The organism is Corynebacterium gerontici (genome assembly GCF_003813985.1).
GTDB lineage: Bacteria > Actinomycetota > Actinomycetes > Mycobacteriales > Mycobacteriaceae > Corynebacterium > Corynebacterium gerontici.
Genome location: NZ_CP033897.1, coordinates 1,288,863 through 1,302,930, shown reverse-complemented (window position 1 = coordinate 1,302,930; position 14,068 = coordinate 1,288,863). Strand labels below are relative to the sequence as shown.

Genomic DNA, 14,068 nt, shown 5'->3' with positions numbered 1-14,068 from the left:
CAACACGGATTTCCGAGTGCGGTTCGAGCCAAGACGAGCAGCAGGAGCATTGATCTTCCTGCGCAGACTGAATAGCCGGAAAGGTGGCAGCCTTCGTGGAAGCAATCTCTGCTCAACGCTCAACGTCTGCTAATCAAACACAGCGTCGAGTAGGTGCACTTGGCGCAGCATTGATGCTGGCGGCAGGCACGCTCAGTGCGTGTGGTCAGGGCAGCGAATCGGAGCCAACACCAAGCAACGAAATCTTTGGCTACGCTGTCGACGAAAATCTGCAAACCACTAACGCTGGTAGTGCTCTCGGAGCTTCAACGAAAGCACAGCTGCTTGCCGCGCGGATTTACCCGGGTCCTTTTACTCAAGGGCCAAAAGGACAATGGATTCCCAACCGGGATCTGGCCCAGGGGCAACTGCTACCCGGCGTACAGCAGCGGGCAACGTTCAAAATCAATGAGCAAGCAAAGTACTCAGATGGCGCGCCAGTAACCTGCGAGAGCTTCCTGTTGGCGTACACCGCTGGCGTGATGCCAACCCTCTTCCATTCCTTTATGCCGCTCATGAATGAAGTGGAGCGCGTGGAATGCCAGCCGAATGCTCGCCAGGTAGACGTTGTGTTCAAGAAAGGTTATGGGCCGCGTTGGCGTCAAATTTTCGGCGCCGGGACATTGTTGCCCGCCCATGCGATCGCAGAGCGAGCCGGCATGACCCTCGAAGAACTGAACGTTGCACTGAGCAACCAGAACTGGAATTCCTTGGTGGATGTGGCGCAGGCTTGGAACGAGGGTTTCGAACTCAACGAATTCCAATCGGACCTGCAAGTGAGTAGTGGGCCCTACAAGATCCGTTCGGTGGGGGATCAAGGTGAGGTCGTACTCGAAAGAAATGAGTTTTACGCCGGGGAACAGGCCGCCGAGGCTGAGTTAGTGCTGTGGCCCCGCGATTCTGACTGGGCCAAACTCGCGAAAGACAAAGTGCTTCGGGTTGCCGATTCAACCAGCATGAAGGATTTCTCCTGGCTTGATAGGGACGACCCGGAGCAGACGATGGACGTCGAACAGCTCGAAGGTGTGATGACGGATACATTGCTGCTGTCCGACAGTGGTGTTTTTGCAAATGCCGAAAATCGACGAGCATTTGCTGCTTGCATTGACCAGGCATCGGTGGCCAAGGCTTCATCGGAAGTCTCGGGTGTTGAAGTTTCCCCCGTGGCCACTCGTACCCTGCGGGCGGGCGATCCATCGGCTGCGCATGTCACGGATATTTCGGATCCGCACCTTCCCGCGAACGTTGATCTGGCAAAGGTCCTCGGAGGTACCCGGGTTGCGATCGGCTACGCCGCACCCGACGATCGCAAAAAGGCGATGGTGCAGGCGATGAAGCGATCCTGTGAATCTGCAGGCATCGAAATTGTGGATGCGTCCGAAGAAGGCAGCGGCATCGAGGATCTGCGGTGGGCAGGGACGAACGGCAATGTGATGCCGAACCTAGATGGCACCCTTGATGCACTTTTGCTTGCTGTGGATCCAGTGGAAGACTTTGGTGGCAGCGCGAAATCCAAAGCAGATATCGAGGGCATCAGAGCCGACGAGCGGGCCTCGTGGGATGAAGTGCTCACGGTGCCGCTTGCTACGCAACCACGGGTCATTGTTCACGACCGAAACGTGCAAAACGTCGTGGCAAACTCCAATGCGTCGGGCGTGGGTTGGAACATGGATCGGTGGTCGTTGGCGCAACAGTAATTTTTGCGGAAAGTATCACTAGGTCACGGACTCCTTCGGGATCCTCGATAACTCAGATTCTTCAATCTCGAGAGGAAGAACGCTCATGAACGCACCACAACCCCGATACATCAATTCACTTGAGGCATTACAGGCCAAGACTCGCCTCGTGCCAGATTTTCCAGTCAAAGGGGTGTTGTTCGAGGATCTCACCCCGGTACTGGCAGACCCTGAGGCGTTTAGACTCATCATCGACGACGTAGCCAAGGTCGGGCGCAGCCTGAACGCCGAGTTGATCGGCGGTCTAGACGCCCGAGGCTTTTTGCTCGGTTCGGCAGTAGCGTACTGCAACAACAATGGCATCTTGGCGATTCGCAAGAAGGGAAAGCTTCCGCCTCCGGTGCATACGGAGTCTTATGATCTTGAGTACGGCACGGCGGCACTTGAACTTCCTGCGGAAAACTTGGATCTTCGTGGCAAAAAGGTCATGGTGGTGGATGACGTCTTGGCTACTGGCGGTACGTTGAGTGCAGCGATCAAGCTGATTCAGCAATGCGGTGGTGAGGTTGTCGGTTGCGCCGTAGTCTTGGAAGTCGAAGGTTTGTCTGGCCGTGATCGCTTGGGTGATATCCCGCTGTTTGTGGTGAACCAGCAGCAGTACACCGGAGCATCGGAAGCGGACTGACGAAAGCTCCTTTGGTTTCATGAGAAGCGTTTCTAAGCAGAAAGGGGCTTGGCGTGGCTGAGGAAAAGCCGCAGAGGCAGTCGAATAGCATGCGCAGCATGTCGGCTCGTCTGGCGCGTAGTTTGACCGGCTCTCGGGTGAGGATCAATCCGGTGCTTGAGCCACTCATGGCGATTCACCGCGAGTTCCACCCCAAAGCAGATCCGGCGCTGCTGGACCGGGCTTATGCCACTGCCGAGCGCTTGCACGAGGGGGTATTTCGGAAGTCCGGCGATCCCTACATCACGCACCCACTGGCGGTAGCCACTATCGCTGCGGAAATTGGCATGGACACCACAACGCTGGTGGCCGCTCTGCTCCACGACACGGTTGAGGACACGGACTATTCCCTCGCAGACCTTACCCGGGACTTCGGTGAGGAAGTTGCCAGGCTTGTCGACGGCGTCACGAAACTCGATAAAGTCGCCCTCGGCGCGGCAGCCGAGGCTGAAACGATCAGGAAGATGATCGTGGCGATGAGCGAGGATCCCCGTGTCCTGGTGATCAAGGTGGCGGATCGGTTGCACAACATGCGCACGATGCGGTTCTTGCCACCGGAAAAGCAGGCGAAGAAAGCTCGCCAAACGCTTGAGGTGATCGCCCCGCTCGCGCATCGTCTGGGTATGGCCAGTGTGAAATGGGAGCTTGAAGATCTCTCATTTGCCATCTTGTACCCCAAGAAGTACGACGAAGTCGTGCGTCTGGTGGCAGACCGCGCACCTTCTCGTGATCGCTATCTCAAAGAGGTCTCGGCTGAGTTGCAGCAGGCACTGCGCGAAAACCACATCGAAGCCGAGGTTATGGGACGGCCGAAGCATTACTGGTCGATTTATCAAAAGATGATCGTCAGAGGAAAAGACTTCGACGAAATCTTTGACCTGGTTGGGCTGCGTATCCTGGTGGATTCGGTAAACAACTGTTACGCGGCGATCGGTGTGGTGCACGCCCTGTATTCAGCTATGCCGGGGCGTTTCAAAGACTATATTTCTTCACCCAAATTCGGTGTGTATCAGTCGCTGCACACCACCGTAATGGGGGACAGTGGTAAGCCGATCGAGGTGCAAGTGCGCACTCACGAGATGCACTTCAATTCCGAGTACGGCATCGCTGCCCACTGGAGGTATAAGGAGTCAAAGGGCTCTAAAGGTGATCAAGCTGAAATTGATCAGATGTCGTGGATGCGCCAGCTGCTGGATTGGCAAAAAGAAGCTGCGGATCCAAACGAGTTCCTGGACAGCTTGCGCTACGATCTCACCTCGAAACAGATCTTTGTGTTCACCCCTAAGGGCGACGTGGTTAACCTTCCCGTGGACGCCACCCCGGTAGATTTCGCCTACGCGGTGCACACCGAGGTAGGCCACCGCTGTATCGGTGCGAAGATCAACGGCAAGCTCGTTGCATTGGAATCGAAGCTGAAATCCGGAGACCGCGTCGAGATCTTCACTTCAAAGGATCCGAATGCGGGTCCTAGCCAGGATTGGCGCGACTTCGTGGTCTCACCCAGAGCCAAGGCAAAGATTCGCCAGTGGTTTGCTAAGGAGCGCCGTGGTGAGTACCTCGAAGCCGGGCGTGATGCGCTGGCGGCTGAGGTTCAGCGCGGTGGTTTGCCGATGCACCGGCTCTTTACGGCTTCTACCATGAAGCATGTGGCCACTGAGTTGCACTATCCCGATATCGATTCGCTGTACACCGCGATCGGTTCGGGCAATGTTTCTGCATCCAACGTCGCTCACCGCCTCATGGCGCAGTTCGGCGATGCCGAGGATGCGGTGGATACATTGGTCTCCCGCACACCGATGAGCCAGCTCGTCGGCTCGAATCAGAAATCCAATGGTCAAGCAATCCTAGTGCAGGGCAGCCCCGATGTCATGGCAAAGCTGGCCAAGTGCTGTATGCCAGTTCCCGGTGATGAGATCTTCGGTTTTGTCACCCGAGGCGGTGGCGTATCAGTGCATCGAGTGGATTGCACGAACGCGCGCAAACTCGAGCAGGAGCCGGAAAGGCTTATTGACGTCGCGTGGATCCAGGAAGGCAACGGTTCGGCCTTCGCCGCCACGCTGCAACTCGAGGCATTGGATCGTGACGGGCTGCTTATGGATCTGACCCGCGCTATCAATGAGCAGCGAGTTGTGGTGGTCGCAATGAATTCGCATACCGCCGACGATCACGTGGCAATCGTTCGCTTCACGTTCTCGGTATCCGATACCAAGCAACTGGGTTCGCTGATGGCCCAACTGCGCAATATTGAAGGGGTCTTCGACGTCTATCGCGTTACTGCAGGAGGCTAAAAGCAACGCCCACCATACGCACCATGTGGATGCGATGGAGGGCGTGGGACGTCGAAAAGCTAGTTCACGCTCGCTTTGTTGATCTTCACTTCCGTGGCGGGAGCGCCCTCTGAACCGCCGCCTTCTACACCTTGCGCAGCGACGTTGTCGAGTGTTTTCAGGCCTTCATCGCCGATCTTGCCAAAGTAGGTGTAGCTCGGTGGCAAGGGAGAATCGCCGTAGTTCAAGAAGAACTGCGAACCGTTTGTGTCAGCGCCTGAGTTTGCCATCGCGATCGTGCCGCGAGGATAGTTCACAGGCTGCTGCTGATCCTTGGCCTCATCGGTGGGATACTCGTTGGCGAAGCTGAATCCCGGGCCGCCGGTGCCCTGACCAGTGGGGTCGCCACACTGCAAGATGTGCAACCCTTGGGTAACCAGGCGATGACACACTGTGTCGTTGTAGAAGCCGGACTTTGCCAGATGCGTAATTGCGTTCACGGTGCATGGAGAAACAGAGCGGTCCAACTCCAGCGGGATCTTTCCAGCGGTGGTGTCCAGCGTGACCTTCACCGTTCCCTTGGTGGAGATATCTTTGGTAGCAGGCTTGTCTACAGGCTTGGCGGCATCACCTGCATCGGGATAATTGCACTGCACGGTGTCCGGAAGTGCGTCTGAACGCTCTAGAGCCAAAGGTTCAATGGAGGGAGTCTCAGTACTGGTGCTTGCTGCCTCCGTGGTGGTTTCGTCTTCACCGAAGTGCTGCACACCGGCGTAACCCAGCCCCGCCACCAACAGCAATGCGAGAGCCGAACCTCCGCCAATCAGCCAGGGGCGACGCTTTTGCTGACGTTCGCGGGAAGTGACTTCTTTCTCCAGCTTTTGCATCGCCTCCTGGCGACGAACCTCGTTGCTCACACTTACTCCTGTTCCAAAGGGGTTTTGAAAATCCCGGGATAGCACGAGCCATGTGTTCGTGGTGATCTAGCCGCGGGCAGTTCTTGATTAGCATAGTCTGGTGCCGCCAAGCACCAAGCATCAGTGGCGCAAGAAGGTAGTGGCGCTGCGCACAACTCTTGCTTAGGGTGAAGTCATGGCAACTACACATTTCCAAGGCAATAAAGCACACACCTCGGGTGACCTACCTGCGGTAGGAGAGCAACTTCCTCAGTTCGAGCTGGTCAACGCTGATCTCGAAGCAGTCAATTTCGAAGAACTCCAGGGCAAACGCCTAGTGCTAAACATTTTCCCCTCAGTGGACACCGGCGTGTGCGCGACCTCCGTTCGTGAATTCAATGAGCGTGCCTCCAAGCTCGACAACACTGTGGTGCTCTGCGTGTCCGAAGACCTACCATTTGCCTTCGCTCGCTTCTGCGGAGCTGAGGGCATTAATAATGTTGTGCCCGCCTCGGCATTCCGCTCGAGTTTTGCTGAAGACTTCGGCGTGAAGCTTGAAGATTCTCCCCTGAAAGGCCTCATGGCTCGCGCCGTGATCGTCGCCGACGAGTCCGGCACCGTCAAGCACGTTGAACTCGTGGAAGAAATTGCCACCGAGCCGAACTACGAAGCGGCCGAAGCGGCGCTTGCCAGCTAAGCAAAAGCAGCTACAGTGGCCTGCGTGGAACTTTTAGGATTCGCCGCAGGCCCCTACCAAACCAATTGCTACGTGCTCATCGCCGGGCAGCGAGCCACTGTGATTGATCCCGGTATGAACGCACAAGGCCCGATTGAGCAGTACCTTTCAGAGCACCACATTGAGCTCGAACAGGTTGTGCTGACTCACGGACATATCGACCACACCCGTGACGCCGCGTCTCTTGCAAATGCCTGGGACGTGCCCGTGTGGATTCATCGCGCAGACGCATTCATGTTAGAGGCAGGCGAGGGGGTCTCGCCAGAATCACAGGTACTCTTCTGCGCTGCCACGATGCCGCAAGCCAAGCACCTTGAGTTCCTGAAACATGGTGAAACGATCACGATGGCGGGGGAGAAGTTTGCAATCCGCCACGCGCCGGGGCATTCGCCGGGTTCGCTTCTCTTCGTGGGGGCCACCGTCTGCTTTTCCGGTGACGTACTCTTCCAAGGTTCAATTGGCAGAACGGATCTACCTCAATCCGATCCGGAGGCCATGGAAGTTTCGCTGCGCGAGCAAGTGGCGACTCTCTCACCCAACCTCCAAGTTTTGCCAGGTCATGGTCCGTCAACAACCGTCCGTGCCGAGCTAGCGAGTAATCCCTTTTTGCAGTCAAAGCGATAAAGCATCGACGTATCTGAGGCTCAGTGAACTCTAGGCGTTAAGATAAGCCTCGTGACTCAAGCGAAGAAACTCAAAAGTATCGCAGCCCCTAAGGGGGTCCCAGACTATCTGCCGCCACAATCCCCAATATTTTTGGGAGTGCGTGACAGCTTTGCTCACCAGGCTCATCTGGCAGGTTACGAGCACATCGAGCTGCCGGTTTTTGAGGAGACTTCGCTTTTTGCTCGTGGCGTGGGGGAATCCACCGATGTGGTGAGTAAGGAAATGTACACCTTTGCTGATCGCGGTGATCGTTCGGTCACCCTCCGTCCCGAGGGCACCGCTGGTGTGATGCGTGCGGTGATTGAGCATCACCTGGATCGCGGTCAATTGCCGGTCAAACTGAGCTACTACGGGCCCTTTTTCCGCTACGAGCGCCCGCAGGCTGGGCGCTATCGCCAACTGCAACAGGTGGGCGTGGAAGCCATTGGCGTTGATGACCCATACCTCGATGCGGAAGTTATTGCGCTTGCCGACGCCAGCCTGCGTTCCATCGGGCTCGAAAGCTATCGCCTCGAGTTAACGAGTCTTGGCGACGCCACCTGCCGTCCCGCGTATCGCGAAAAGTTGCAGGAGTTCCTGTTCAAGCTTCCGCTCGATGAGGAAACGAAGCAGCGCGCGAGCATCAATCCACTCCGCGTCCTTGACGACAAGCGCCCCGAAGTCCGCGAGATGACGGCCGAAGCACCGCTCATGGTGGATCACCTCTCACCGGAAACTCAGGCTCACTTCGAAACCGTCACTGGAGTTCTGGATGACTTGGGCGTGCAATACACACTGAATCCTCGCCTGGTGCGTGGCCTGGACTATTACACAAAGAGCACCTTCGAGTTTGTGCACGACGGTCTGGGCGCACAATCCGGCATCGGTGGCGGTGGACGATACGACGGTTTGATGGCGCAGCTCGGCGGCCAGGAGCTTTCCGGTATTGGCTACGCTTTGGGTGTCGATCGCTGCATGCTCGCCTTAGAGGCAGAAGGTAAGCAGCCTTTCGACGCCTCCCGTGTCGACGTCTTCGGCGTGGCCATGGGGGAGGACGCCAAGCGTATGCTCATGCCCCTCATCGCCGAACTGCGAGCAGTAGGGATTCGTGCTGATATCTCATTCGGCAATCGAGGACTCAAGGGAGCCATGAAGGGCGCCGATCGCGCGGGAGCTCGTTTCGCCCTGGTAGTTGGCGAGGAAGAATTGGCCAATGCTCAGGTTGCGGTGAAAAACCTTCGGGCACATGAGCAACAACATGTTGCCACCGAGCAGCTTGTGCAGCACTTGCGTGCCGCGTTGGCTTAACACTCGGTAATGCTGACCGGCAGGCCTAGGTGAACTGCAAGGCCGCCGGTGGACGTCTCTTTGTATTTGTTGTGCATATCGAAGCCGGTGGCCGCCATCGTGCGCACTACGTCGTCGAGAGAAACGCGGTGTCCACCCATGTTGCGCATAGATAAACGCGCAGCATTGATGGATTTCACCGCGCCAACGGCGTTTCTTTCAATACAGGGAATTTGCACCAAACCTCCTACTGGGTCACAGGTAAGACCCAAATTGTGCTCGAGCGCGATTTCGGCGGCGTGCTCCACTTGTTCAGGTGTTCCACCAAGTAGCTGGCACAGGCCTGCGGCAGCCATCGCCGAGGCGGACCCCACCTCACCTTGGCACCCAACCTCGGCACCGGAAATCGAAGCGTTTTCTTTGATAATCATGCCGATAGCGGCGGCAGTGAGTAAGAAATCGCGATGCCTCTTGCCGTACATCCGCGAACCGAAATCGCGAAGATAATGCATCACAGCAGGCACGATCCCAGCGGCTCCGTTGGTTGGCGCGGTGACCACCGTGCCGCCTGCGGCATTTTCCTCATTTACCGCCAAGGCGTAGAGATTGACCCACTCCATTGCCCATAAAGGGTCAGTTCGGGGACTGCCTTGTTGCAAAAGCTGCGCCTTTAGCCCGGGCGCGCGTCGGCGCACATCGAGACCTCCGGGCAAGATTCCTTCTGAGCGCATGCCATTGTTGACGCATTGTTTCATCGTTTCCCACACCGTATCCAGGTGCTGGAAGACCACCGCCTCAGATCCATGGATCGCCACCTCGTTGGCCAAGGTGAGCTCAGGGATACTCAAGGCATGCGCAGCACAATGGTTGAGTAATTCCGCGGCGGTGCCAAAGGGGTAAGGGATGGTTGCGGATTGCGTGGTGGTTGCATCCTCGTGGAAAGTATCCGCCTCTGCGATAAATCCTCCACCAATGGAAAAGAACACCTCTGGATCGCTTACACGCGCACCGTCGGCGTCGAAAAGCATAAAGGTAAGCGCGTTGGGATGCTCGGGGAGTGGCAGAGGATCGAAGTGCAACTTGTATTGCACCACCGCGTTGGGACCCTTGACCTCACCTTGCAGCGGAATCACAGTGCCAAACGCCGGATCAATATCCGGTGTGACGGTGGTGGGGGTGTACCCAACGAGACCGAGCAGTGTTGCGCGATCAGTGCCGTGACCAACGCCGGTTGCAGCCAAAGAACCGTGCAACGTGATGTGTACCGTTGCTGTATCCCCTTGTTTAAGGCAGTGCCGTCGTGCGAATTTCATGGCTGCACGCATAGGCCCAACGGTGTGAGACGACGAAGGGCCAATACCGATACTGAACATATCGAGCGCGCTGATATTCACAATGACCTGCCTTCTGAGACGCAACCGAGTGGTGTCCAAAACGAAAATGAGAACAACGCCACAGTACACCCCTGAGGGGTGGCAGGGTTATATCTGATGCGTTCCCTTTTTGTACTCGGGGATCATCAGCATCGCGAGCTCGTTGGCGGCCCGTGCGATGCGCTTATTCAAAGCAGGCAGCGCCTCCTCAGTGGTGTCCTGTGGCGTGACCAAAATGGCCGTTGGAACAATTGCTGCTTTGAGATAGCTAAATAGCGGGCGAACCGCGTATTCCAGTACGAGTGCGTGGCGCTGTGAGCCGGCGTTGGCCGCGATGATGGTAGGGATTTCCTTGATATCGGTGGGTTGCAGCGCGTCAAAGAACATCTTGAACAAACCGGAATAACTGGCCTTGAACACCGGCGTGACCGCAATGATCGCGTCGGAATCCTTGACCGTTTGAATCGCACGTTGTAGAGCGGGAGTGAACTCACCATTGTGGGTCATGCAATGGGCAAGATCGAAGGCCAAATCTTTGAGATTCACTTCCGACACTTCAAGCTCGGATCCGCATTCTTGGATCGCTTTCTGTGCCGCTCGCGCGATGGTGTGCCCCAAAGTAAGAGAGTTCGAGGGCTCTCCCAAGCCGCCAGAAATAATGGTCAGGGTACGCATGCAGCCAAAGTGTAGGCGGGTGGCCGCTACTGAGGGAATCCTTCGGGGGAGCCAGTGCTCACTCCATGCCGGCACCCGGCAAGAAAAATATTCAGCAAGTCTTGATGGTTACTGCCAAGGGAGCCATGAGCGCTTCGAGCTTGATGATCTACAAGTCGGGCGATGCCGTTGTAAAAATCAATTGCCTCGATACTCGGATGCACCGCACCGCAGGCTTTCAGCTGCGATGCGACCAGCAAAAGCATATCGAGCAACCGTGATCGCGCTTGGGCGTATCCTTCACTGAGTGCGGCTTCGTCCGGGTTGAGCAGGGTCGGGATCACAATATTCAGTCCAACGCCATCGATCAGGCTGACCAATTGTTGAATGACTTCGTTCGCCTGGGTCAGATTTTGTGGGGGATGCTGAAGAATATGCTCCAGATCGTCTAATGCCTGTTCAACGATATCGGCCATGATGTGACGGACAAGATCCTCACGGGTGGGAAAATTGCGGTAAACCGTCGCGATACCGACGCCCGCACGCTTGGCCACGGATTCTAAAGTCATGGCGTCGCCGTGACGCATGAGTAAACGAACTCCGGCTGCCAAAATCTTTTTGCGGCGGCGTTGCGCATCAACTCTCATAAGCTTCGCACTTCATTGTTTGATTGACCTGCCGGCAGTCATCGTCCTGCTAGCTGTATACGCCACGCTGGAGATAGTCACAGCTGGCCATTTTCCCTGATCGATACCCGCTTAAGAAGGCCTCCTGACGTTGTTGAGAGGAGCCGTGCGTGAAAGATTCTGGGTTGACATTGCGGCCGGCCTTGCTCTGGATGTTGTCGTCGCCGACGGCACGAGCCGCATCAATAGCATTCTGGACCTGTTGCTCGGTGATTGGCTCGAGGAAGGCGTCTTCGCCCTTATCTGCAAAGTGCCCCCAGACGCCCGCGTAGCAGTCAGCCTGCAGTTCGATCTTCACAGCATTCGAGTTTGGGCCTGGATCGTTGTAGTCGGAGAGGCCCAGAGTGCCTTCGATGCTTTGAATGTGGTGACCGAATTCGTGAGCGACGATGTACTCCTGGGCGAAGGGAGTATTTTCGCCCCCATATTTTTGGAGCTGATCAAAGAAGCTCACATCAAAATAAGCCGTATGATCCACTGGGCAATAGAACGGACCTGTGGCTGAGGACGCAGTTCCACAGCCAGTGCTTGTGCTGCTGTTAAACACGGTGAGCCCGGGTTTGGTGTAGTTCAGATTCGCCTGATCCGGAAGCTGCGTGGACCAAACTTGGTTCAGGGAGAGCGCGGTGAATTCGACGCGGCAATCGGCATACTTGTTGGCATCATCCGATGTTTGGCAATGCTCCAAGGTGCCCGAGCTATTCTGACTCTGAGGCTGTTGCTCACCACCGACGAGCCCGCCCAATTGTGCGGGGTCGCCTCCCATGAGCAAAAAGAGTCCAACCAGCAGCAGTGTGCCGATACCACCGCCTGCGGCAATCTTTCCGCCATTACCGCCGGTGCGTGCGAGGTTTTCCGGCTTTTCTATTCCACCGCGAAAGGTCATGCGTAGATCATGCCATATTAACCGCAGTAAAGTCCCAAACCAGAAGGGATATCACGCACGTCCCGGGCCGCGGAGCACCTGCATTCGGGCGCAGGGCACAACATGAGAGTAAGATACATGGCTCAGTATGCCTTGTACCGGCACGGGTCTTTGGCCTGAGCTTGCAATGCAAAGTGAAAACGGTGAAGCATCGCCGCAAACAAAAACTACGTTTAACACTGTACGTATGGAAGGAATTGGTGCTCAGTGCTGCGCACAGATTATGCAGGTGACCTCCGCAAAGAGGCGGCGGGACAAACCGTCACGCTGACAGGATGGGTGGCTCGCCGCCGAGACCACGGTGGCGTGATCTTCATTGATCTGCGTGATGCATCTGGCGTGGCACAGGTCGTGTTTCGTGACTCGGCAGTAGCCGAGCGCGCTCACCATCTGCGCAGCGAATTTTGTGTGAAAGTCACCGGCATTGTTGAGCCCCGGCCTGAGGGAAGCGAGAACCCGAACCTGGCTTCCGGCGAGATTGAAGTAAACGCCACAGAACTCGAGGTACTCAATGAGTCGGCGGCGCTGCCGTTCCAGATCGACGATCCTTCGCAGTCCGGTGAAGTCGGTGAGGAGGCTCGCCTTCGCTACCGCTACCTGGACCTGCGCCGCCAGTCTCAGGGCAACGCCCTGCGCCTTCGCTCGCGGGCGAACCAAGCGGCGCGCCGCGTGTTGGACAAGCACGAGTTCGTAGAAATCGAAACCCCCACCTTGACCCGTTCCACCCCGGAGGGTGCGCGCGACTTCCTGGTGCCGGCGCGCCTGAAGCCGGGTAGCTGGTATGCGCTACCGCAGTCGCCGCAGCTGTTCAAGCAGCTCTTGATGGTCGCCGGGATGGAGCGCTACTACCAGATCGCTCGCTGCTACCGCGATGAGGACTTCCGCGCCGATCGCCAGCCCGAATTCACGCAGCTTGACGTCGAGATGAGCTTTGTGGACCAGGACGACGTGATCGCTCTGGCCGAGGAGATTTTAGTCGAGCTGTGGAAGCTCATCGGCTACGAGATTCAAACCCCCATTCCGCGAATGACCTACGCTGAGGCCATGAGGAAGTATGGTTCCGACAAGCCGGATCTGCGCTTCGACATCGAGATCACCGAGTGCACCGAATTTTTCAAAGACACCACATTCCGCGTGTTCCAAAACGAGTACGTAGGCGCCGTCGTTATGGAAGGCGGAGCTTCGCAACCGCGCCGCCAGCTCGACGCTTGGCAGGAGTGGGCAAAGCAGCGCGGTGCCAAGGGGCTGGCCTACATCCTCGTTGGTGAAGATGGCGAGCTCTCCGGCCCGGTGGCAAAGAACATCACCGACCAAGAGCGCGCAGACATTGCCGAGCACGTTGGCGCGAAGAATGGCGACTGCATCTTCTTCGCTGCGGGTGAAACCAAGAGTTCCCGCGCGCTGCTAGGCGCTGCCCGCGGCGAAATCGCCAACAAGCTTGGTTTGATCAAGGAAGGCGATTGGGCGTTTACCTGGGTTGTAGACGCTCCGCTGTTTGAGCCTGCTGCTGACGCCACCGCTTCCGGCGATGTGGCTCTGGGCAACTCCAAGTGGACTGCCGTGCACCACGCCTTTACTTCGCCCAAGCCCGAGTGGATGGACCACTTCGACGAGCAGCCGGGCGAGGCCACCGCTTACGCCTACGACATTGTCTGTAACGGCAACGAGATCGGTGGCGGTTCGATCCGTATCCATCAAAAAGACGTGCAGGAACGCGTTTTCAATGTGATGGGCATCAGCGAGGAAGAGGCTCAAGAGAAGTTCGGGTTCTTGCTGGAGGCCTTCGCATTCGGCGCGCCGCCACACGGCGGTATCGCGTTTGGCTGGGATCGCATCGTCTCGCTTTTGGGTGGCTTCGATTCCATCCGTGACGTGATCGCCTTCCCGAAGTCGGGCGGCGGTGTTGATCCGCTCACGGATGCCCCCGCGCCAATTCCGTTGGAACAGCGACGCGAGACCGGCGTGGACTTCAATCCGAAGAAGAAGCAAGAAGCTTAGGATTAAGTTCCCACAGCCGGGTCTATCACCTTCGGATGATAGGCTTGGCTAATGTAAACGAAACGGGGCGCGTATGCGCCCCGTTGTGCGGGTAGCACCGCGCGCGCTCTTCCAGAGAGGTCAGCAGGGCGCGAATAGCTGCGTGCCGAGATTCGGTGTGCA

General features: G+C 57.0%; 12 protein-coding genes. 7 read left to right on the top strand and 5 right to left on the bottom strand.

The annotated features are described in order from the left end of the window. Positions 1–95: 95 nt before the first annotated feature. From CGERO_RS06080 to CGERO_RS06070, 3 genes are all read left to right on the top strand, one after another. The gene (locus tag CGERO_RS06080) at positions 96–1,736 is read left to right on the top strand and encodes an ABC transporter substrate-binding protein (RefSeq protein ID WP_245998790.1); all 1,641 of its coding nucleotides are present in this window, start codon (positions 96–98) and stop codon (positions 1,734–1,736) included. 85 nt (positions 1,737–1,821) lie between these two features. Beyond that, a complete protein-coding gene (locus CGERO_RS06075; protein ID WP_123934210.1) occupies positions 1,822–2,400 on the top strand; it encodes an adenine phosphoribosyltransferase in 579 nt (192 codons plus the stop codon). A gap of 89 nt (positions 2,401–2,489) precedes the next feature. Continuing rightward, complete coding sequence (locus CGERO_RS06070) at positions 2,490–4,727, top strand: RelA/SpoT family protein (protein WP_123935993.1); 2,238 nt, start codon at positions 2,490–2,492, stop codon at positions 4,725–4,727. A 59-nt stretch (positions 4,728–4,786) separates the two neighbouring features. Here the strand turns inward: CGERO_RS06070 and CGERO_RS06065 are convergent, their stop codons facing one another. Beyond that, positions 4,787–5,593: a peptidylprolyl isomerase gene (locus CGERO_RS06065; protein ID WP_123935991.1), complete on the bottom strand. Its 807-nt coding sequence runs from the start codon at positions 5,591–5,593 to the stop codon at positions 4,787–4,789. A gap of 205 nt (positions 5,594–5,798) precedes the next feature. On the opposite strand from CGERO_RS06065, the gene tpx reads away from it, so the two are divergent. Genes tpx through hisS form a run of 3 tightly spaced genes read left to right on the top strand, consistent with a single transcriptional unit; the run spans position 5,799 to position 8,291 of the window. Beyond that, positions 5,799–6,299, top strand: coding sequence for a thiol peroxidase (gene tpx / locus CGERO_RS06060; RefSeq protein ID WP_123934208.1), 501 nt, complete (start codon positions 5,799–5,801; stop codon positions 6,297–6,299). A 24-nt stretch (positions 6,300–6,323) separates the two neighbouring features. After that, positions 6,324–6,962, top strand: a complete 639-nt coding sequence (locus tag CGERO_RS06055; RefSeq protein WP_123934206.1) for an MBL fold metallo-hydrolase — start codon at positions 6,324–6,326, stop codon at positions 6,960–6,962. Positions 6,963–7,013: 51 nt separating this feature from the next. After that, entirely contained in the window at positions 7,014–8,291 is a 1,278-nt protein-coding gene (gene hisS, locus CGERO_RS06050) for a histidine--tRNA ligase (RefSeq protein ID WP_206423886.1), read from the top strand. On the opposite strand, the gene CGERO_RS06045 is transcribed toward hisS, so the two are convergent. From CGERO_RS06045 to ypfJ, 4 genes are all read right to left on the bottom strand, one after another. Beyond that, complete coding sequence (locus CGERO_RS06045) at positions 8,288–9,664, bottom strand: L-serine ammonia-lyase (RefSeq protein WP_123934202.1); 1,377 nt, start codon at positions 9,662–9,664, stop codon at positions 8,288–8,290. The genes hisS and CGERO_RS06045 overlap by 4 nt on opposite strands. 87 nt (positions 9,665–9,751) lie before the next feature. Then, a complete protein-coding gene (locus tag CGERO_RS06040) occupies positions 9,752–10,318 on the bottom strand; it encodes a CE1759 family FMN reductase (protein WP_123934200.1) in 567 nt (188 codons plus the stop codon). Positions 10,319–10,344: 26 nt separating this feature from the next. Then, positions 10,345–10,944, bottom strand: a complete 600-nt coding sequence (locus CGERO_RS06035) for a TetR/AcrR family transcriptional regulator (RefSeq protein ID WP_123934198.1) — start codon at positions 10,942–10,944, stop codon at positions 10,345–10,347. 49 nt (positions 10,945–10,993) lie between these two features. Beyond that, positions 10,994–11,869 (bottom strand): KPN_02809 family neutral zinc metallopeptidase, encoded by an 876-nt coding sequence (ypfJ, locus tag CGERO_RS06030; RefSeq protein ID WP_123934196.1) that lies wholly within the window; start codon positions 11,867–11,869, stop codon positions 10,994–10,996. Between the two features lie 246 nt (positions 11,870–12,115). On the opposite strand from ypfJ, the gene aspS reads away from it, so the two are divergent. Beyond that, a complete protein-coding gene (gene aspS, locus CGERO_RS06025) occupies positions 12,116–13,906 on the top strand; it encodes an aspartate--tRNA ligase (RefSeq protein ID WP_123934194.1) in 1,791 nt (596 codons plus the stop codon). Positions 13,907–14,068 lie beyond the last annotated feature (162 nt).